The sequence below is a fragment of the Microbacterium sp. UFMG61 genome, from assembly GCF_015354505.1.
Classification (GTDB): Bacteria; Actinomycetota; Actinomycetes; order Actinomycetales; family Microbacteriaceae; genus Microbacterium.
On sequence record NZ_JACAFP010000007.1, the window covers coordinates 124,431 to 144,168 of the forward strand.

Annotated in this window: 21 protein-coding genes, 1 tRNA gene and 1 other RNA gene; 10 read left to right on the top strand and 13 right to left on the bottom strand. The window is 67.6% G+C overall.

Annotated features, from left to right (window positions below):
* Positions 1–56: 56 nt before the first annotated feature.
* From ilvD to IXW21_RS10275, 4 genes are read right to left on the bottom strand one after another with little or no spacing between them, the layout of a single operon-like run.
* A complete protein-coding gene (gene ilvD, locus IXW21_RS10260) occupies positions 57–1,775 on the bottom strand; it encodes a dihydroxy-acid dehydratase (protein WP_194764163.1) in 1,719 nt (572 codons plus the stop codon).
* A gap of 9 nt (positions 1,776–1,784) precedes the next feature.
* Complete coding sequence (gene otsB, locus IXW21_RS10265; protein ID WP_194764164.1) at positions 1,785–2,582, bottom strand: trehalose-phosphatase; 798 nt, start codon at positions 2,580–2,582, stop codon at positions 1,785–1,787.
* A 46-nt stretch (positions 2,583–2,628) separates the two neighbouring features.
* Positions 2,629–4,038, bottom strand: a complete 1,410-nt coding sequence (locus tag IXW21_RS10270) for an alpha,alpha-trehalose-phosphate synthase (UDP-forming) (protein ID WP_194764165.1) — start codon at positions 4,036–4,038, stop codon at positions 2,629–2,631.
* Positions 4,039–4,068: 30 nt separating this feature from the next.
* Entirely contained in the window at positions 4,069–5,355 is a 1,287-nt protein-coding gene (locus IXW21_RS10275) for an MFS transporter (RefSeq protein WP_194764166.1), read from the bottom strand.
* A gap of 222 nt (positions 5,356–5,577) precedes the next feature.
* Here IXW21_RS10275 and IXW21_RS10280 point away from each other — a divergent pair, with 222 nt between their 5' ends.
* Positions 5,578–5,853: a hypothetical protein gene (locus IXW21_RS10280; RefSeq protein ID WP_194764167.1), complete on the top strand. Its 276-nt coding sequence runs from the start codon at positions 5,578–5,580 to the stop codon at positions 5,851–5,853.
* Between the two features lie 6 nt (positions 5,854–5,859).
* On the opposite strand, the gene IXW21_RS10285 is transcribed toward IXW21_RS10280, so the two are convergent.
* From IXW21_RS10285 to IXW21_RS10295, 3 genes are read right to left on the bottom strand one after another with little or no spacing between them, the layout of a single operon-like run.
* Positions 5,860–7,062 carry an acetyl-CoA C-acetyltransferase gene (locus IXW21_RS10285; RefSeq protein WP_194764168.1) on the bottom strand — a complete coding sequence of 401 codons (1,203 nt, stop codon included), beginning with the start codon at positions 7,060–7,062 and terminating at the stop codon, positions 5,860–5,862.
* Positions 7,059–7,727, bottom strand: coding sequence for a 3-oxoacid CoA-transferase subunit B (locus IXW21_RS10290; protein WP_194764169.1), 669 nt, complete (start codon positions 7,725–7,727; stop codon positions 7,059–7,061). The genes IXW21_RS10285 and IXW21_RS10290 overlap by 4 nt, the downstream gene beginning before the upstream one ends.
* Before the next feature lies 1 nt (position 7,728).
* Positions 7,729–8,502 carry a CoA transferase subunit A gene (locus IXW21_RS10295; protein ID WP_194764170.1) on the bottom strand — a complete coding sequence of 258 codons (774 nt, stop codon included), beginning with the start codon at positions 8,500–8,502 and terminating at the stop codon, positions 7,729–7,731.
* 104 nt (positions 8,503–8,606) lie between these two features.
* Between IXW21_RS10295 and IXW21_RS10300 the strand changes: the two genes are divergently transcribed.
* Genes IXW21_RS10300 through IXW21_RS10315 form a run of 4 tightly spaced genes read left to right on the top strand, consistent with a single transcriptional unit; the run spans position 8,607 to position 11,734 of the window.
* Positions 8,607–9,395, top strand: coding sequence for an IclR family transcriptional regulator (locus tag IXW21_RS10300; protein ID WP_194764171.1), 789 nt, complete (start codon positions 8,607–8,609; stop codon positions 9,393–9,395).
* A 53-nt stretch (positions 9,396–9,448) separates the two neighbouring features.
* Positions 9,449–9,886 carry a MarR family winged helix-turn-helix transcriptional regulator gene (locus tag IXW21_RS10305; protein WP_194764172.1) on the top strand — a complete coding sequence of 146 codons (438 nt, stop codon included), beginning with the start codon at positions 9,449–9,451 and terminating at the stop codon, positions 9,884–9,886.
* Positions 9,883–11,109 (top strand): MFS transporter, encoded by a 1,227-nt coding sequence (locus tag IXW21_RS10310; RefSeq protein WP_323742214.1) that lies wholly within the window; start codon positions 9,883–9,885, stop codon positions 11,107–11,109. Before IXW21_RS10305 ends, IXW21_RS10310 begins: the two co-directional genes overlap by 4 nt.
* A 49-nt stretch (positions 11,110–11,158) precedes the next feature.
* Positions 11,159–11,734: a YbaK/EbsC family protein gene (locus IXW21_RS10315; protein ID WP_194764173.1), complete on the top strand. Its 576-nt coding sequence runs from the start codon at positions 11,159–11,161 to the stop codon at positions 11,732–11,734.
* Here IXW21_RS10315 and IXW21_RS10320 read toward each other — a convergent pair.
* Positions 11,716–11,788 (bottom strand) — tRNA-Lys (locus IXW21_RS10320). The genes IXW21_RS10315 and IXW21_RS10320 overlap by 19 nt on opposite strands.
* Before the next feature lie 148 nt (positions 11,789–11,936).
* Between IXW21_RS10320 and IXW21_RS10325 the strand changes: the two genes are divergently transcribed.
* Genes IXW21_RS10325 through IXW21_RS10335 form a run of 3 tightly spaced genes read left to right on the top strand, consistent with a single transcriptional unit; the run spans position 11,937 to position 14,234 of the window.
* Positions 11,937–12,734 carry an inositol monophosphatase family protein gene (locus IXW21_RS10325; protein ID WP_194764174.1) on the top strand — a complete coding sequence of 266 codons (798 nt, stop codon included), beginning with the start codon at positions 11,937–11,939 and terminating at the stop codon, positions 12,732–12,734.
* Positions 12,735–12,753: 19 nt separating this feature from the next.
* A complete protein-coding gene (locus IXW21_RS10330) occupies positions 12,754–13,326 on the top strand; it encodes a hypothetical protein (RefSeq protein WP_194764175.1) in 573 nt (190 codons plus the stop codon).
* A gap of 44 nt (positions 13,327–13,370) precedes the next feature.
* A complete protein-coding gene (locus IXW21_RS10335) occupies positions 13,371–14,234 on the top strand; it encodes a transposase (RefSeq protein ID WP_194764176.1) in 864 nt (287 codons plus the stop codon).
* A 95-nt stretch (positions 14,235–14,329) separates the two neighbouring features.
* On the opposite strand, the gene ssrA is transcribed toward IXW21_RS10335, so the two are convergent.
* Positions 14,330–14,699, bottom strand: a transfer-messenger RNA (tmRNA) gene (gene ssrA / locus IXW21_RS10340).
* Positions 14,700–14,841: 142 nt separating this feature from the next.
* Here ssrA and IXW21_RS10345 point away from each other — a divergent pair.
* Positions 14,842–15,510: an SIMPL domain-containing protein gene (locus IXW21_RS10345; RefSeq protein ID WP_194764177.1), complete on the top strand. Its 669-nt coding sequence runs from the start codon at positions 14,842–14,844 to the stop codon at positions 15,508–15,510.
* A 6-nt stretch (positions 15,511–15,516) separates the two neighbouring features.
* On the opposite strand, the gene hflX is transcribed toward IXW21_RS10345, so the two are convergent.
* Positions 15,517–17,034 (bottom strand): GTPase HflX, encoded by a 1,518-nt coding sequence (gene hflX, locus IXW21_RS10350; protein ID WP_194764178.1) that lies wholly within the window; start codon positions 17,032–17,034, stop codon positions 15,517–15,519.
* 68 nt (positions 17,035–17,102) lie between these two features.
* Between hflX and IXW21_RS10355 the strand changes: the two genes are divergently transcribed.
* Complete coding sequence (locus tag IXW21_RS10355) at positions 17,103–17,756, top strand: class I SAM-dependent methyltransferase (protein WP_194764179.1); 654 nt, start codon at positions 17,103–17,105, stop codon at positions 17,754–17,756.
* An 81-nt stretch (positions 17,757–17,837) separates the two neighbouring features.
* Here the strand turns inward: IXW21_RS10355 and dapF are convergent, their stop codons facing one another.
* Genes dapF through IXW21_RS10370 form a run of 3 tightly spaced genes read right to left on the bottom strand, consistent with a single transcriptional unit; the run spans position 17,838 to position 19,730 of the window.
* Positions 17,838–18,710 (bottom strand): diaminopimelate epimerase, encoded by an 873-nt coding sequence (dapF, locus tag IXW21_RS10360; protein ID WP_194764180.1) that lies wholly within the window; start codon positions 18,708–18,710, stop codon positions 17,838–17,840.
* Between the two features lie 22 nt (positions 18,711–18,732).
* Complete coding sequence (locus tag IXW21_RS10365; protein ID WP_194764181.1) at positions 18,733–19,176, bottom strand: GNAT family acetyltransferase; 444 nt, start codon at positions 19,174–19,176, stop codon at positions 18,733–18,735.
* Positions 19,173–19,730 (bottom strand): dihydrofolate reductase family protein, encoded by a 558-nt coding sequence (locus tag IXW21_RS10370; protein ID WP_194764182.1) that lies wholly within the window; start codon positions 19,728–19,730, stop codon positions 19,173–19,175. Before IXW21_RS10370 ends, IXW21_RS10365 begins: the two co-directional genes overlap by 4 nt.
* Positions 19,731–19,738: the final 8 nt, after the last annotated feature.

Here is a 19,738-nt window from a genome sequence, read left to right on the forward strand (position 1 = left end):
TCCTTCTGATGGTCTGGAGGCGACGTCGGCGGCTGGGATGCCGGAGCCGACGTTGATCAGCCGGTCGTCGCGCCCTCGGCGGCGGACCGCACGAGACGCGAGTACTTGGCAAGAACGCCACGGGTATAGCGCGGGGGTAGCGGCTCCCAGCCAGAGCGGCGGGAGGCGAGCTCCGCCTCGTCGACGAGTAGGTCGAGAGAGCGAGCTGCGATATCGACCCGTATCAGATCACCATCGCGCACGAAGGCGATAGGACCTGCGTCCACCGCTTCGGGTGCTATGTGGCCGATGCACAGGCCGGTTGTGCCGCCTGAGAATCGTCCGTCAGTCAAGAGTAGTACATCTTTTCCGAGACCCGCGCCCTTGATGGCCGCGGTGATGGCGAGCATCTCGCGCATGCCCGGTCCCCCCTTGGGGCCCTCGTAACGGATGACGATGACGGTGCCCGCCTCGATCTCGCCGTTCGCGACGGCGTCCATCGCCGCGCGCTCGCGCTCGAAGACACGGGCAGGACCCTCGAACACGGCCGCGTCGAAGCCCGCGGTCTTCACGACGGCACCCTCGGGTGCGAGCGATCCGTGCAGGATCGTCAGGCCGCCGGTCGCGTGGATCGGGTTGTCGAACGTGTGGATGACCTCGCCGTCGATCGGCTGCGGGTCGAGGTCGGCGAGGTTCTCGGCGAGCGTCTTGCCGGTCACCGTGAGCGCGTCTCCGTGCAGCAGCCCCTCGTCGAGCATCGCCTTCATGATCACGGGGATGCCGCCGTGGCGGTCGACGTCGTTCATGACGTACTTGCCGAAGGGCTTCATGTCCGCGACGTGCGGGACCTTGTCGCCGATGCGGTTGAAGTCGTGCAGGCTGAGGTCGATCTCGGCCTCGCGGGCGATGGCGAGCAGGTGCAGCACGACGTTCGTCGAACCTCCGAGGGCCATCGCGAGCGCGATCGCGTTCTCGAACGCCTCCTTGGTGAGGATGTCGCGCGTCGTGATGCCCTGGCGGAGCAGGTTGACGACGGCCTCGCCGGAGCGGTGGGCGAAGTAGTCGCGACGACGGTCGGCCGCGGGCGGAGCGGCCGAACCCGGAAGGCTCAGTCCGAGAGCCTCGGCGACGGATGCCATGGTGTTGGCCGTGTACATGCCGCCGCACGCACCTTCACCCGGAGCGATCGCACACTCGATGCGCTTGAGGTCCTCTTCGCTCATGAGACCGGCACGGCACGCGCCGACGGCCTCGAACGAGTCGATGATCGTGACGTCCTTCTCGGTGCCGTCGGAGAGCTTGACCCAGCCCGGCGCGATCGATCCGGCGTAGAGGAAGACGCTCGACAGGTCGAGACGCGCGCTGGCCATGAGCATGCCGGGGATCGACTTGTCGCATCCGGCGAGCAGCACGGAGCCGTCGAGGCGCTCGGCCATCATCACCGTCTCGACCGAGTCGGCGATCACCTCACGCGACACGAGTGAGAAGTGCATCCCCTCGTGACCCATCGAGATCCCGTCGGAGACGGAGATGGTGCCGAACTGCAGCGGGTATCCGCCGCCGGAGTGCACGCCCTCCTTCGCCCCCTGCGCCAGGCGGTCGAGGCTCAGGTTGCAGGGCGTGATCTCGTTCCAGCTGGACGCGATTCCGATCTGGGGCTTGTCCCAGTCGGCGTCGCCCATGCCGACGGCACGGAGCATGCCTCGGGAGGTCGTCGCCTCGATGCCGTCGGTGACGACGCGGCTGCGGGGCTTGATGTCGATGGGCGCGCTGGTGGAGGGGTCATGCGAGGACATGACGGAAGTCTATTCCCGCTGGGAGGCTCTCTCGTCCGCGAGAGCTTCCAGAAGCTGAGCCATCTCTTGTGGATTCTCCACACGGAGCACGGCAGCGCTCTCCCCCGGGCCCACACGCACTCCGAGATCCTGGTCGGTGAGGACGCGCATCGCGTCCTCGTCCGTCACGTCATCACCGGCGAACACGATGCCTGTCGCATCGAAATGCTCGCGGAGCGCTGTCATCGCCGCATCCTTGCCCTCGGTCCTCGACGAGAACTCGAGAACACGGTGCCCCGCTCGACGGCGCCAGTGCGGGAAGCGCTCGGCCGCCAGCGCGTCGATCTCGGCGAAGACCTGCTGCTCGACCTCGGGCGTGGCCGTGCGGGTGTGCACGCCCATGCCGAAGGTCTTGGGCTCGAACTCCGCACCGTCGTATCGGTCGATGATCGGCCGTGCGGCCGCCCACAGCGCTTCGCGCTCGCCCTCGGCCGTCTCGGGCCCGGTGGCGTCCGCGTCACCGCTGCCGGGGAACCAGTACTGCGCACCGTGGGATCCCGCGAGTGCGATCAGCGAGTCGTCGGTGTGCTCCGTGATCACGCGCAGATCGTGCATGCTGCGACCCGAGACATAGGCGACGACGGTGTTCGGGAGCTCGGCGAGGCGCGCGACCTGCGCGGCCACTTCGGGAAGAGCCCGTGCGGCCATCGGATCAGGGACGAGCGGTGAGGCTGTTCCGTCGAAGTCGAGTGCCACGACGAGTCGGGGGGTGGCTGCGATGGCGGTGAGCGCGGCGTCGGCGGATCCAGGGGTCCAGGTGCGGGTCACAGGTTCTCCATTCGAGGCGGGAATCATCTTCGGCATGGCGTGGCGATCAGCGCTGACGAATGTCGGCCAGCGCACGGAGGAACGAGGAGGACCAGGCGTCGACGTCGTTCTCGAGCACGCGGCGACGCAGCGAGCGCATCCGCTTCCCCTGCTCCGCGGGGGTCATCGCGACGGCCGTCATGATCGCATCCTTCAGGCCTGCGATGTCGTGCGGGTTGACCCGCACGGCCTGACGCAGCTCATCGGCTGCGCCGGTGAATTCGCTCAGCACGAGGACGCCACGGTTGTCTGCACGCGTCGCCACATACTCCTTGGCGACGAGATTCATGCCGTCACGGAGCGCGGTCACGAGCATGACGTCGGCGGCGAGATACAGCGCGACCATCTCCTCGCGCGGATATCCCTGGTGGAGATAGCGGATGGCCGTATGCCCCATCGTGTCGTGGTCGCCGTTGATGCGTCCCACTGCGAGCTCGATCTCGTCGCGCAGGTGCACGTACGCGTCGACGCGTTCGCGACTGGGGCTCGCCACCTGCACGAAGGTGACGTCATCGACGCTCAGCAGACCGTCTTCGAGCAGCTCGCCGTACGCCTTGATGCGGTGGCGGATGCCCTTCGTGTAGTCGAGTCGGTCGACGCCGAGGAGGATCTTCTTGGGGTTGCCCAGGCTCTCCCTGATCTCGGCGGCGCGGGCCCGCACATCAGGACGCGCGGCGAGTTCGAGGTACGGCGTCGTGTCGATCGAGATCGGGAACGCTCTGGCGATCGCCGTGCGCGAGCCGCCGCCCTCCGTCGGGATCGCGACCGTGGACCCCTTGACCTCGTAGCGGAGTCTGCGGCGGACGGCCGTGAGGAAGTACGTGGCATCCTGCGCACGCTGGAACCCGATGACGTCCGCGCCGAGAAGACCGGTGAGCACCTGGTCTCGCCACGGCAGCTGCGCATAGAGGCCGTGGGCGGGGAACGGGATGTGGTGGAAATAGCCGATGGTGACGTCGGACCGGATCTCCCTGATCATCTGCGGCACGAGCTGCAGCTGATAGTCATGGATCCACACGGTGCCGTTCGGAGCGGCGACAGCGGCGGCCGCCTCCGCGAAGCGGCGATTCACCCGGACGTACGCATCCCACCACTCGCGGTGGTACTGCGGCGGCGCGATCACGTCGTGGTACAGCGGCCAGATGGTGTCGTTCGCGAAGCCCTCGTAGTAGTCGGCGACCTCTTCGGTGCTGAGCGGGACCGGCACCAGGTCGATCCCGTTGATCTCGAACGGCTCGAGCTCGACGTCCGGCTGTCCGGGCCAACCGACCCACGCACCGTGCGCGCTGCGCATCATCGGTTCGAGCGCAGCGACCAACCCGCCGGGAGACGTCCGCCACTCATCCTCGCCGTCGGGGCCCACCACCCGGTCGACGGGGAGTCGATTGGCGACGACGACGAAATCTGCGGCTGGCATGGGGCTCCTGACGAGGCAGTGGGATGAACCTCAGGCTACCGAGGCTCTTTCCGAGCGTACGCGAGGTGCGGTCGCACTCAGCCGCCAGTTGACAACCCCCGCTGCGAAGGCTATCCCGGCGGCGACGATCGGAAGCAGCAGTGCGCTGCCGGTTCCCGCGCTCTCGGCGACCTCTCCCGCGATCGCGGCGCCGAGCGACTGCCCGACGACGATTCCCGACCCCAGCATCGTCATGACGGTGGCGGAGCGCCCGAGCGGACTGCGCGCGGCTCCGAAGCTGTACTGAGTGACCAGGGTCGGCCCGATGCCGATGCCCATGATGGCGAGCGCGAGCATCATCATCGCCGGGGTATCCACGAAGAGCAGCAGGACACTGCCCGCGAGCAGGATGCCGGAGAACGCCAACCAGCGGCCACGCAGAGAGAAGCGCGCGGGCAACCAGGCGACCCCGAGCGCGAGGATCGCCGAGCCGACGCCCATGACGCCGTACAGCAGTCCCGCCTGTTCAGGGGCTCCTCGGTCAGCCATGAACGACGTCAGCGAGGTGAGCATGGTGCCGAAGAACATCCCGACGCCGAGGATTCCGACGACGACGATCAACAGACGAGCGCTGAAGAGCTCCGCCACGGCAGACGGTGCGCGCCCATCGCTGTCGCGGTGGGCCGACACGGCACGCGCGCTGGGGTGCAGCGCGAATGCTCCGACGAAGACGACCGTCAGCACCGCAGCGCCGACGAGCGGCGCCCAGGGGGCGAGCGCCGATGCGAGAACGCCCACGATGAACGGACCGAAGACGAAGACCGTCTCATCCGCGGCCGATTCGTAGGCCATCGTCCCTGAGGTGGTGCGGGTTCGCACAGCCTCAGGCATGCGGTCGGCGATCATCGTGACCAGCCTCGACCGCGACATGGGCGCGACCTGCGGGGCCGTGGCGCCGATGCCGAAAGCCGAGAGCAGCACCAGAGCGTCGGCGGCTCCCGCGTAGACGACGACCGTGAACAGGACGAGCATCGCCCCGTTGGCGATCGCCAGGATCAACAGCACGGTCCGCTGACCGAAGCGATCGGCGGCGGCGCCGAGCAGTGGTCCGAAGCAGGCGGTGCCCAGCCCCACGGCGGCGGAGGTCAGCCCGCCGAGCGACAGTGAACCGCGCGCCGAGACGACGACGGTGAGCACGCCGACCACCATCATTGCGAAAGGCAGTCGCGCTACGAATGCGATGAGGAAATAGGGCAGGCCGGCGATGCGGAGAAGGCTGGGCGCATCCGTCGCCTGCGTGCGGATGTCGGATTGCTCCTGAGGTGATGCGTGTGTCATGGCTCTCGCGCGCCCGGAGACGCGGGGTCGGGTGCCGCCGCTGTCCGTCGGAGAGCCGACGGCCGGTAGATACACGGGTTGCGGACGCGGACGGACCGCGACCGGACAAGGGTACCGCAGTCCTCTGCGAGCGTGCTGGACGCGATCCTCGGGCGCCTGGCAGACTCAGCATCCGCTGTCAAGGCTCGGCACTGCGGACGTCGGTGAGGGTAGCGTGAGGGCATGAACTACCTCTCGGGTACCGGACTCATCGGCGCGGTCATGACCGGAGTGACTCTGCTCCGCGGATCCCGTGATACGAAGATCACGTGGCGCTCCGCGCTCGCGTGGGTGAGCTGGGCGATCAGCCTCGCACTCGCGATCGGCGCCGTCGTCGACACTCGCCGCGCCCGGCATGGACGCCCAGTCTCCCCGGACTCGCCCGTCTACGCGAAGCAGCAGCGGGAACAGGAGAAGGAAGCCAAGCGCTCTGCGAAGGTGAAGCCCATCAAGCGCTGACTCGGCTCAGCGTGTGAGGATCAGCGCTTCGCCCTGTCCTCCGCCACCGCACAGGCCGACTGCGGCGACACCCGCCCCTCGACGGGCGAGCTCGTGCGCCGCGTGCACGACCAGACGAGTTCCCGACGCGCCGATCGGGTGTCCGATGGCGATTCCGCCGCCGTGGATGTTGACGATGTCGCTCGTGATCCCGAGCTCGACCTGCGATCGCGACACGACCGCGCCGAAGGCCTCGTTGATCTCGACGAGATCGAGATCGGTCGGCGAGATCCCCTGCTTCGCGCACGCACGCTCGATTGCTCGGGCGGGTTGCGCCTGCAGCGAGTTGTCCGGTCCTGCCGTCTGCCCGCTCGCTCCCACCGTCACGAGCACGGGCCATCCCGATCTCTCGGCCCTGCCGCGGGTCGTCACGATGACAGCCGCGGCGCCGTCGGAGATCTGCGACGAGTTGCCGGCTGTGATCGACCCACCCTCGGCGAACGCCGCCCGCAGGCCGCTCAGCGATTGAACGGTGGTGTCGGGGCGGATTCCTTCGTCGGTCGTCACCAGAAGCGGCTCCCCACGTCGCTGCGGGACGGAGACGGCGACGACCTCGTCGTCGAACACACCCTCCGACTGCGCTGCGGCAGCTCGCTGATGGGACAGTGCGGCGACCTCGTCCTGCGCCTCACGGGTCAGTTCGTACCGGGCGTTGTGGCGCTCTGTGGACGCCCCCATGCTCTCGCGGTCGTATGCGTCGGTGAGTCCGTCGAAGGCCATGTGGTCGAGCACCTCGACGCTGCCGTATGTCCACCCGTCGCGAGATCCCATGAGCAGGTGCGGCGCGCGGGTCATCGACTCCATCCCGCCCGCCACGACGACCTGAGCGTCGCCCACCCGGATCATGCGTGCGGCGTCGATGATCGCGGTGAGGCCCGACAGGCAGACCTTGTTGACCGAGTGCGCGGGCACGTCCCACCCGATTCCCGCGCCGATCGAGGCTTGACGAGCGGCGTTCTGCCCGGATCCGGCGGCGAGCACCTGCCCCATGATCACCGCGTCCACGTCGGTGCCGTCGACTTCCGCCTGCTCCAATGCCCCGCGAATCGCGATGGATCCCAGCTGGGGCGCGGTGAAGCTCGCCAGTTGGCCCTTGAGGCGCCCCTGCGGGGTTCTCGCCGCGGCGACGATGACGATGTCCTCTGTATCGGTGCGCGTGATGTCGCTCATTCCGTGATTCTCCCTCTGTCAGTCTCACGATCCCGATGCACGATCAGCACCGGCTCGGTCGCGGCGACCACCTGCTCGACCGAGACGCCGGGGGCGGTCTCGACCAGCACCAGCCCCTCGTCGGTCACATCGATCACCGCGAGATCGGTGATGATCCGATCCACCACGCGACGCCCGGTGAGGGGCAGCGAGCACTGTTCGACGATCTTCGCCGAGCCGTCCTTCGCGACATGCTCCATGAGCACGATCACGCGGGCCGCGCCGTGCACGAGATCCATCGCCCCGCCCGGCCCCTTGACCATCTTGCCGGGGATCATCCAGTTCGCGAGATCGCCCGTGGCCGACACCTGCATGGCCCCGAGGATCGCGGCGTCGATCTTGCCGCCACGGATCATCCCGAAGCTCAGCGCCGAGTCGAAGAACGCCGCTCCGGGAAGCACGGTGACCGTCTCCTTGCCCGCGTTGATGAGGTCCGGATCCACGGCATCCTCGCGCGGATACGGGCCGACACCCAGGATCCCGTTCTCCGACTGCAGCACCACGGTCACTCCGTGCGGGACATGGTTGGGCACGAGCGTCGGCAGACCGATCCCGAGGTTCACGTACGACCCGTCCTGCAGCTCGGCAGCGGCCCGCGCCGCCATCTCCTCCCGCGTGAGCGCCATCTCAGGCTCCTTCCGCGGCGACGGTACGCCGTTCGATGCGCTTGGGGACGTCGCCGCCGACCTCGACGACCCGATGCACGTACACACCGGGCAGGTGGACGCGGTCGGGGTCCAGATCACCGGGTTCGACCAGCTGCTCGACCTGAGCGATGCAGATCCGTCCGGCCATCGCGGCCAGCGGGTTGAAGTTGCGCGCCGCCTTGTTGAAGATCAGGTTGCCGTGGCGATCGCCGGCCAGTGCGTGCACCAGCGAGAAGTCCGTCGTGATCGCCTCTTCCAGCACATAGTCGCGGGGAGTGCCGTCCACATCGAAGGAACGGACATCCTTGATCGGCGAACCCACGGCGACCATGCCGTCGGAGTGATACCGCCGGGGCAGTCCTCCCTCGGCCACCTGAGTGCCGACGCCGGTCTGCGTGAAGAACGCGGCGATGCCGGATCCTCCTGCGCGCAGCTTCTCGGCCAGCGTGCCCTGCGGAGTCAGTTCGAGTTCCAACTCGCCGGAGAGGAACTGACGCTCGAACTCCTTGTTCTCCCCCACGTACGACGAGGTCATCTTGCGGATCCTTCGTGCCCCCAGCAGCACCCCGAGGCCCCAGTCATCGACGCCGCAGTTGTTGCTCACGATGCTGAGATCGGTCGTTCCCTGCGCGAGGATCGCCTCGATCAGGGCGATGGGATTTCCGGACAGGCCGAAACCTCCGACCGCGATGGACGATCCGTCGGAGATGTCTGCCACTGCGTCCGCCGCCGTCGGTATCTGCTTGTCGATCACGTGAACTCCTTCGAAGACGTGCCTCCGTCCAGCATCCGTCCTCGACGCGCCTCGCGCGAGCCCGCTCTTGCGATGTGGTTCGATTCATCGGTAGCGTCCACATTATGGAACAACCGGCTCGGACCATACCGGGCACTCAGGCGATCTCGCGGGCAGCCTCCCTCCTGCGCCTCGTGACGCAGAGCGGCTCCGAGGGCGCAGCGCTGATCGACCTCGCCCGCGCATCCGGCCTCACCCGATCCACGGTTCACAGGCTCCTCTCCGCTCTTCGGGCAGAGGGGCTCGTCGACCGGGACGAGGGGTCGGCGCGCTGGATGCCCGGACCCGAGCTCTTCCTCATGGGCACAGTGGCCGCGGCTCGCTATGACATCACCGCCCTCGCTCGCGACATCGTGCGGTCACTCGCGGTGAAGACCGAGGAGAGTGCGTTCCTCTCCGTGCGACGCGCAGACGAGACCGTGTGCCTGGTGCGGGAGGAAGGTTCGTTCCCCATCCGCTCGTTCGTGCTGAGTGAAGGTATCCGCTTCCCCCTCGGCGTCGCGAGCGCCGGACTGGCGATCCTGGCTTTCCTCCCCGACCACGATGTGGACGCCTACCTCGAGCGCCATCCCGACCTGGACCGGGAGTGGGGTGCAGCCCACGGCATCCGCCCGCTGCGTTCTCGCCTGGCCGAGACGAAGGAGCGCGGGTACGCGGTCAATCCGGGCCTGATCGTCGAGGGCAGCTGGGGCCTCGGCGCTGCGGTGTTCGATCGATCAGGACGCCCGGAGTGGGCCCTCAGCCTGACGGGCGTCGGGTTCCGTTTCGGGCCGGAGCGCCTCCCGAACCTCGGCCGCACCCTCCTCGCGCACGCACATCAGCTGTCGGCGCGCATCGCCGGAGCACGGAGATAGGGCGCTTCCCTCGGATCCATCATGTACATACCAACAGGTATATACTGGATGATATGAACCGCATCGACGTGATCCCCTCACTCGTGCTTTCCGGGTACGCGCTGGGCCGCATCGCCGCTCAGGACGCCGGGAATGACGCGCCTGCCGCGCAGTGGCGCATCCTGAACCTCCTCGAGCGATCCGGACCGAAGCGGGTCGGTGAACTCGCCGCCGCCGCGCGAACGACGCAACCGGGTATGACCAGACTCATCGGCAATCTCGAGCGGGAGGGCCTCGTACTCCGCTCCCCCGTGCCGGAGGATTCTCGGGCGATCGCCGTCGAGATCACCGACGCAGGTTCCGACGCGCTGTCCGCCTGGCGCGCCGAGTTCCGCGACACACTCGCCCCCCGCTTCGCCGCACTCGACGACGACGACTGGAGCGCACTCACCCGCGCAGCCGAGATCCTGGCCGCACACACCGTAATCGAATCGACAGGAGCACAACGGTGACCAGCACCACCACAGCCATATGGAAGCAGCCCGCCCAGGTGTGGGCGGTCGCATTTGCCTGCGTCGTCGCCTTCATGGGGATCGGACTGGTCGACCCGATCCTTCCCGCGATCGCAGACTCCCTGCAGGCGAGCCCCTTCGAGACCGAGCTCCTGTTCACGAGCTACCTCGCGGTCACGGGCCTCGCGATGTTGGTGACCAGCTGGATCTCGAGTCGCATCGGGGCAAAGAAGACGCTGCTGATCGGCCTTGCACTGATCGTCGTGTTCGCGCTGCTGTGCGCACTCAGCGGCAGTGTCGATTCGGTCATCGGATTCCGCGCAGGTTGGGGCCTCGGCAACGCGCTCTTCATCTCGACCGCGTTGGCCACCATCGTCGGCGCGGCGTCCGGCGGCAGCGCCGCAGCGATCATCCTCTACGAAGCCGCTCTCGGGCTCGGAATCGCCATCGGCCCTCTGCTCGGTGGCATCCTCGGCGAGCAGAGCTGGCGTGCACCGTTCTTCGGCGTGGTCGTCCTGATGGCCATCGCGTTCCTCGCGGTACTGGTGCTGCTGCGCGGCCCCGAAGGCCCACGCACTCCCATTCCCTTCTCCGCGCCGTTCACGGCTCTCGGCCGCCCCGCCCTCGCGGTCCTCGCGATCGCCGCCTTCTTCTACAACATCGGCTTCTTCATCCTGCTGGCGTTCTCGCCGTTCCCCCTCGGCTTCGGAGCGATGGGCATCGGCTTCACCTTCTTCGGCTGGGGCGTCGCACTCGCCGTCACGAGCGTCTGGGTCGCTCCCCTGCTGATGCGTCGAGTGCCGCGCACCCGCGTGATCCTGATCGTCCTCCCCCTGCTCGCGATCGATCTCGTCGTCGCCGGCCTCCTCGTCGAGTCGGCCGCAGCACTGGTGACCTGCATCGTGATCGGCGGCCTCCTGCTCGGCATCATGAACACGGTCCTCACCGAAGCGGTCATGGAGGCGACGGATCTCCCCCGCTCGGTCGCCTCGTCGGCATACTCCTCGGTGCGGTTCCTCGGTGGAGCGGTCGCCCCGCCTCTGGCCGCGGCCCTCTGGCACGCATTCAGCGCGACCGTGCCGTATCTGGTCGCCGCCGCCGCCGTCCTCGTCGCCGCGCTGGTGATCTTCCTGGGTCGCTCGACGCTCGCGCACATCGACGACGAGCCCGACGATGCGGCGGTCGAAGACGCCGAGGCCATCCTGATCGGTGACGCCGCCTGAGAGCCACGGACGGGCGATCGAGCCTGCTGACGTTCGGTACGGTGGGGTCATGAGCGCCCTCCCCGAACGCAGCAGGCTCGTTCAGCAGCACCTCGATGCAGGCGGGGTCCACACCGAGATCAGGGTCCTCCCCGATTCGGCACGCACCGCAGCCGAAGCAGCCGCCGCGATCGGCTGCGACGTGGCGGCCATAGCGAACAGCCTGGTCTTCCTCGCCGACGGGTCTCCCGTGCTCGTGATGACGAGCGGTGGCCATCGCGCCGATCTCGCGGCGCTCGCACTCGGGATCGGCGCCCGCGCGGTGACCATGGCACCGGCGTCCCTCGTCCGCGACGCCACCGGCCAGGCCATCGGCGGAGTGGCGCCCGTCGGACACCCGGCGCCCCTTCGCACCTACATCGACGAGAGTCTGAGCGCGCACGAGGAGATCTGGGCGGCCGCAGGGCATCCCCACACAGTGCGTTCGCCTCGCTTCAGCACCTCACACACGGCACCGTCATCGCCGTCGCCTGATCCGAACGGGCTTCAGAGCGACAGTCACGTTGCTGCGGTCATGGAGATGCAGAAAAGCCCCGATGACTGGCGAGAGTCATCAGGGCTGATCCGTGCACCCCCTCGGACTTGAACCGAGAACCCACTGATTAAGAGTCAGTTGCTCTGCCGATTGAGCTAGAGGTGCGTGGCCCGGTGAATTCCCCGGCCGAGGAATTACATTACCAGCCGATCACGTCGAGGCGAAATCGAGTCGAGCACTCCGTGCGCGCCGCGCGTGTCGCCCTGAGTCCGCGTGCAGAAACTCAGGGATTCCGGGCGGTTATCCTGAGAACGTGACCGACTCCACGCCCTCCGCAGATCTGTCCAGTGACCTCGCGCTGGCGCTCCGGCTCGCCGATGCGGCCGACGCGCAGTCGCTCGCGCGCTTCGACAGTGCGGATCTCGAGATCCGCACCAAGGCCGATCACTCCCACGTCACGGACGCCGACCTCGCGACAGAGCGCGCGATCCGCGAGATCCTCGCATCGGAGCGTCCGGACGACGGGATCTTCGGCGAGGAGTTCGGCGCAGATGGCAGCACCGAACGACAGTGGATCATCGACCCGATCGACGGCACCGCGAACTTCCTGCGCGGTGTGCCGCTGTGGGGCACCATGATCGCTCTCGCCGTCGACGGAGTGCCCCAGGTGGGCGTGGTCAGCATGCCCGCGCTGGGCCGTCGCTGGTGGGGTTCGACAGGGTCCGGAGCGTGGACGGCGACTGCCGACGGCCCTCGCCGCCTGCACACGTCGGACGTGTCCACGCTCGACGACGCCAGCGTCAGTTTCCAGAGCATCACGCAGTGGGCCGATGCCGGCCGACTTCCGCAGCTGCTCACTCTCGCCGACCGGGTCTGGCGCGACCGCGCCTACGGTGACATCTACGCGTACATGCTCCTCGCCGAGGGGCGCCTCGAGATGGTCGCCGAGTTCGGCGTGAAGGAGTACGACATCGCGGCCGCCGTGCCGATCGTGCGCGAGGCGGGAGGGCGCATGACCGGTTTCGACGGCGCCGAGACGATCTCCGACCTCTCGACACTCGCCAGCAACGGCACGCTGCACGACGCGTTCCTCGAGCTCCTGCACGACTGACCACCACGAAGGCCCCGCGATGACCCCCCGCATCACCTCCGTCGGCATCGGCGCTCTGCTCCTCGCGATCGCGATGACCGGATGCTCCGCCTCGGCACCTGAGGCGACCACACCGTCTCCTCAGGCTCCGCAGCCCTCAGCGAGCGCAACCGCCGATCCCGTGACGACTCCGACTCCGCTCGCCACCCCTGCGAAACCCACGTGCGAGACGATGATCTCGGACGGCACCGTGAGTGCGCTCACGGAGGTGGGGTGGACGGCCGAGGAAGAGGAGGAGTTCGTGATCGGCGATGTCACGATGTCCGAGGGACTGCTCTGCTTCTGGGCGGACTACTCGGTCGCCTCCGACCACGGGCAGCTCTACGGCTGGTCTCCGATCACTCTCGATGATGCGACGCGGGCGCAGTCCTCGCTCCTGGACCAGGGATGGACACGCGAAGACGGCCCTGACGGGATCTACATCACCGAGGACCCTCAGTTCTCGATGGGCACGGATGACGCCGGGTATGGGATGACTTATCTGTTCGGGGACGGCTGGGTCAAGTTCGCCGACACCCGCGAAGGGCTCATCCTGATCGACTGGGCGGGCTGAGCGGCTCCCCCAGCCCGGGAACACGCGAGGGTAGTTTCGCTGTCATGACACGTGAGGTCTCGATCGAGGGCATCGCGTCGGAGCTCTACGCCGGCCCCCTCGACGAATTCATCCCCGCGCGGAATGACCGTGCACGGGAAGCCGCATCAGTCGATCCCGCACTCGCCGCACGCATCAGAGAGCTTCGCAAACCCTCGGTCGCCGCATGGGTGGTGAACGTCTTCGCGGTCGAGCGGAGAGCGCAGCTCGACGACGCACTGCAGCTCGCTGAGCAGCTCCGCGATGCGCAGGAGGACCTCGATGCCAAGGCGCTCAGCCAGCTCGGTCGAGACCGACGGGCGCTGACCGCCCAGCTGGCATCCCTCGCATCCGACCTCGCAGAGGCGCGAGGAGAGCGCGTCACCGCTGCGACGAGGGAATCGGTGCAGCAGACCCTCAGCGCGGCGTTCTTCGACGCGGATGCCGCCGCCGCGGTCTCGTCAGGGCGACTCGTGCGCGCTCTCGAACCGCGAGGCACCTTCGCGGAATCGATGGAGTCGATCGTCGGGGGCGGCGCTCCCCTGGCGACGGCGCGGGCGGAGAAGCCCATCGACGAGGTCGACGCTCGGAGGCGGCGACGCGACGCCGAACGCCTGGTCAGAGAGACCGAGCAGACGCGGGACCGAGCGGCTCGGGGAGCGACGGCCGCGGCACGTGCACTCCGGGAGGCAGAGGCGGATGCGGAGGCGCTCTCTTCGCGTGCGGTGGACCTGGAGAAGGAGCTCGCAGCTGCGCGTCAGGACATGGAGCGCGCCGGGCATGCGATGGAGGGCGCCCGAACAGCTCAGCAGGATGCCGCGGCCCGGCTGGCCGAGGCGGAGAAGGCGCTGCGCCGAGCGGAAGCCGCTCTCGAGCACCTCGACGGCTGACCCGGCGACGAGCGCGGGAACACCTCGCACGCAGAGAACCCCCGTGATACCGATTTAAGCGGTCTCACGGGGGTTCTTCACCTGTGACAGCGACCTGGTGGAGCTGGGGGGAATCGAACCCCCGTCCAACGCTGAGTCTCCACGCCTTCTCCGGGCGCAGTCTGTGCAGACGTTCTGCTCGGCTCCGACCTTTGTCACAGACACCTAAGTCGACGAGCCCAGCCTGGGAAGAGTCCCACGTGACGTCCAGACGCCATCACGCAGCAAGATTCCTAGATGACGCCAGGATCCGTATCGGAATCACATACGGCCTGACGGACTATCGGGCTCGCTTATGCAGCGAGGGCGAAGTCGTTGCGCTTGGTTTCGGCAACTATTTTTTTGCAGAGAGCGTTTACGAGATAACTCTGCATCCTCGGCCCGCTTCTCGTGGATTCACAGGCGCTGTCGAAACCGATCAGCCCCGTGGTCCTTCTCTCGAAGGAGCCGCTGTCACACTGTGGAGTTTCCAACTCGGAGACCGAAGTACCCGAGCATCACAGACTACAACGTTCGCACCCCGTTCGCCATTCCATCGAGCGTCAGGACGCTGGCGTAGAGTCGCCCCATGAGCGAAGTGACCGTCACCGTCCGCGGCGAGCATGAGGCGCGGGTCGCGCCCGAGCGCGCCACCATCCGTGTCAGCGTGCGCGCAGAAGGCGCGGAGCGTTCCGCCGTGGTCGAACGGGCGATGCGCCTCACGGAGCCGGTGCGCGACAGCATCACCGCCCGAGAAGGCTCCGGCACCGTCGTCGACTGGACCAGCACGCGGCTGACCGTGCGCGCTGAGCGCCCCTGGAACAACGAGGGCACGAGGCTGGATCCCGTGTACTACGCCAGCATCGACCTGACCGCCACGTTCACCGAGGCATCCGAGCTGTCGATCTGGGTGTCCGACATCGCGCCCTGGGACGGGGTCGAGGTGGGCTGGGTGAACTGGCACCTCACGCCCGAGACCACCGCACGGGTCGAGCGCGAAGTCGCCGCCGAGGCGGTGGGTGTGGCCGTCTCTCGGGCCCAGGCGTACGCGACTGCGCTGGGCCTGGGCGAGGTCGTCCCCGTGGAGATCGCGGATGTCGGACTGATCGCTCCCCCGCCCTCACAGCCTTTCGCCGGCATGGCGAAGGCGCGCGGAATGATGCAGGAGTCCGCCGCTCTCGCCGACGCTTCGATGGAGTACGAACCCGACGAGATCGTCATCTCTGCGACCGTCGAGGCTCGCTTTCTGGCGAGCTGAGCCGCCTCAGGCGCCCGTGTCGCTGGAGAACGGCGCGAGATCTGCCGCGAGGCGCTCGGAGACGCGGGCGTGCACGGCTGTGCCGCCCTCCAGATGCTCGACGGAGAGCAGCATGCCCGTCTCATGGATCGCGGCCACGAGGTCGCCGCGGTCATACGGGACGACGGCGTGGATCTCGACCGCGGGCTTGGGAAGGGCCTCCTCGATCGCGGCGCGAAGCTCTTCGACCCCCTCACCCGATCGCGAGGAAACGAAGTGGGCTTTCGGCTCGAGGCCGCGAAGGACGAGTCGCTCCCCCTCATCGATCAGGTCGGCCTTGTTGAACACCACGAGTTCAGGCATGTCCCGCACACCGACATCACCCATCACGTCGCGGACGGTCTGCAGCTGACCGGCGGGGTCAGGGTGGGATCCGTCGACGACATGCAGCACGACATCCGCGTCTCCGACCTCTTCGAGAGTGGATCGGAACGCCTCGACCAACTGGTGCGGCAGGTTGCGCACGAAGCCGACCGTGTCGGTCAGCGTGTAGACGCGACCGTCGGAGGTCTCGGACCTGCGCACTGTCGCGTCCAGGGTCGCGAACAGGGCGTTCTCGACCAGCACTCCGGCGCTCGTGAGCGCGTTGAGGAGACTCGACTTGCCCGCGTTCGTGTACCCGGCGATTGCCACGGAGGGAATCGTGTTGCGCTTTCGTTCCGCGCGCTTCGCCTCGCGTGCGGGGCCGAAATCACGGATCTGGCGACGCAGCAGGGCCATCTTGGTGCGGATTCGGCGTCGATCGAGCTCGATCTTCGTCTCACCGGGACCTCGTGATCCCATACCGGCACCGCCCGCACCGACCTGGCCACCGGCCTGACGGCTCATCGAGTCACCCCAGCCTCGCAGACGAGGCAGAAGGTATTCGAGCTGGGCGAGTTCGACCTGCGCCTTGCCCTCGCGGCTCTTCGCGTGCTGGCTGAAGATGTCGAGGATCACGGTGGTCCGGTCGATGACCTTGACCTTGACCACGTCCTCCAGGGCGCGCCTCTGGCTGGGTGCGAGCTCCGTGTCCGCGATCACCGTGTCGGCGCCCGTGGCAGCGACGATGTCCTTGAGCTCCTGAGCCTTACCGCGTCCGATGTAGGTAGCGGCATCCGGATGCGGGCGGCGCTGCAGAACACCGTCGAGCACCACCGCACCCGCGGTCTCCGCCAGCGCGGCGAGCTCGCGCAGCGAGTTCTCGGCATCCTCCTGGGCACCCTGCGGATACACGCCCACCAGCACCACGTTCTCGAGCCGGAGCTGTCGATACTCGACCTCGGTGACGTCCTCGAGCTCGGTCGACAGTCCTCCGACGCGCCGGAGTGCGTGCCGATCCTCCAGATCCCACTGGTCACCGTCCGACGTCGCGTGCGACGCCGTGGAATGGTCCTGCAGCGCCTGGGCTGCTCCGAACACACGAGGCTCAGTGCGTGTCTCCGCATTCGCGAGCACGCGCTCGACCGCTCCGTCGTCCGTGGTGGGTGTGGTGCTCTCCGTCATCCGGTCCTTGTCTCTGGGTTTTGTTGCGAGCCTTAACCTTAGCCCGCGCTGTCCGCTACGCTCACGGTATGGGGTCCGACCATTACTTCACCGCGGCCCCGGCAAGCCCCGAGAACCTGCGCTCGCTCCGTGTGACGCTCGCAGGCCGTGAGCTGGACGTCACAACCGCTGGTGGCGTCTTCAGCCCGGATCGGCTGGATGCCGGTACTGCCGTCCTACTCACCAACATGCCGCCCGTCCCGCCGGGTGGTGATCTTCTCGACCTCGGCAGCGGATGGGGACCCATCTCGCTATCGATGGCACTCGCTGCTCCGCACGCGACCGTCTGGGCGGTCGACGTCAATGAGCGTGCCCTCGACCTCGTCCGCCGCAACGCCAAGGCGCTGGGCCTCACCAATGTCAACGCGTCTTTGCCCGGCGATGTTCCCGACGACGTGACCTTCCGCACCATCCGCTCGAACCCGCCCATCCGCGTGGGCAAGAGCGAGCTGCACGGACTGCTCGAGAAGTGGATCCCCCGCCTCGACGAGCGCAGCGACGCCTGGCTCGTCGTCCAGCGCAACCTGGGTGCCGATTCGTTGCAGCGCTGGATCGCCGCGACCTTCCAGCCGGGTTTCAGCGTGCATCGGACAGCGACGGCCAAGGGATACCGTGTCCTGAAGGTCCGCAAGCACGGATCACCGCCGACCGCGCCGATCGCGGTGGCCGAGGTCGAATCCTGAGCTGAGCCGGAGTTGCTCACAGCAGGTCGCTGAGACCCCAGGAGTAGCGCCACTTCGCGAGCCGGCCGTGCCGGCCCGTCCTCAGACGAGGTCGACCTCGCCGCTGAAGACCAGCTGCGCAGGACCCGACAGAGCGACGTGCTCGCCGTCCTCTGCGGGGAACATCCGCACGCCGAGGGTGCCGCCGGGGACCTCCACCCGCCAATTGTTCGGTGCCTGCTCGCCTGCCCAGTAGCGTACGGCGAGGGCTGTGGCGGCGACGCCAGTGCCGCAGCTGAGCGTTTCGCCGACCCCGCGTTCCGAGACCCTCATCCGCACATGACCGATGCCGTCCCGAACGAGCGGCTCCCCCGGTACGACGAACTCGACGTTCGCGCCCGCAGGCAGGCGAGGCTCGAGATCAGGTGCTCGGTGCAGTTCGAGCGATGCGAGTTCGACATCGGATGCGAGCGCCACGACGACGTGAGGGTTGCCGACATCGATTCCGAGGCCGGGGCGCGTGACGGCCAGACCGTCGGCCGTCACGAGTGGATCGTCTCCGGAGAGCTTCCACAGTCCGAGATCGACCTGGTAGCCGGTCTCGCTACGAGTCACATCGCGAACTCCCGCGCGCGTTCCGATCGGAAGAGTGGAACCCGCCTCGATGGTCGCGAGGCCGGAACGCACGAGGTAGTGGGCGAAGACGCGGATTCCGTTGCCGCACATCTCGGCGATCGAGCCATCGGCGTTGCGATAGTCCATGAACCACTCGGCGTTCGGCTCTTCTTCGAGCGCAACGCGCCCGTCGGGGATCGCAGCCGATCGTACGACACGGAGAATGCCGTCTGCGCCGATGCCGAAGTGGCGATCGCACAGCACGGCGACCTGCTCGACGCTCAGGTCGAGAGCACCGTCAGGATCGGCGATGATGACGAAATCGTTGCCGGTGCCGTGCCCTTTGGTGAATGCGACCATGGAACCAGTCTAGGGATTCCCGTCACACGTCGACGACGAGGCGCTTGCCGGTGTTCGAGACCGTGAACGGCTCGTATCCGAGAGCGTCATAGAATCCGAGAACGGCTTCGTTGCCCTCGCGGACCATCAGCTGGACCTTGGGACAACCCATCGCGACCAGCAGTCGCTCCGCCTCTGCCACCAGCGCACGGGCGACGCCTCGCCCCCGGTGGGACGGTGCCGAGGCGAGATAGTAGAGCCAACCGCGATGTCCGTCGTAGCCCGCCATGACGCTTCCGACGATGCGCGCGCGGGATTCCTCCTCGTCGCGCGACTCCACGACGAGGAAGAGCTCCGGCTGAACGCCGAGCTTTCGTTCGATGTCGAGCCGTGGATCGTTCCATGGCCGAGTGAGCCCGGCATCCGACCAGAGCCCCACGACCTCCTCGGTGTCGGCTCGGTCGAAGGCACGGATGGTCCAGCTCATTCGATCGAGTCCAGACCCACTCGTGCCTGCCCTTTCAGCACGCGGTAACGACCACACAGGAAGCTGCGGTTGCGCGCCACCTCGACGAGCTCGAGGTCGAGAGCCCTCGGTAGGAGCGGCGCCCCGGATCCAAGAGTCACCGGCGCATACTGCACCCAGACCTCGTCGAGCAGACCTGCATCCGCGAACTGACCCGCGAGGTCGCCACCACCGACCACCCAGAGATCTCTGCCCGCCGCGGCTTCGACCATCTCGCGGTGGAGCTCTGCGACGTCGCCCTGCGCCACGCGGATGTCCGCCCCGGTGGGAAGCATGACATCGCGGTGCGTGAACACCCAGGTCGGCTGCGTGTAGCCCCAGCGCCCGTCCTCGTGGCGCATGACCCACTCGAAGGTCGACGCCCCCATCGCCAGGGCGCCGACGTTCTTCTCGAACGCCGCATAGGACATCGGCCCGTCCTCATCGATCTCCTGCTTCAGCAGCCAGTCGAGGGAGTGCTCGGTCGTCGCGATGAAGCCGTCGAGGCTGGATGCCGTGTAGTAATGGGTCGCCATGCTCTCAG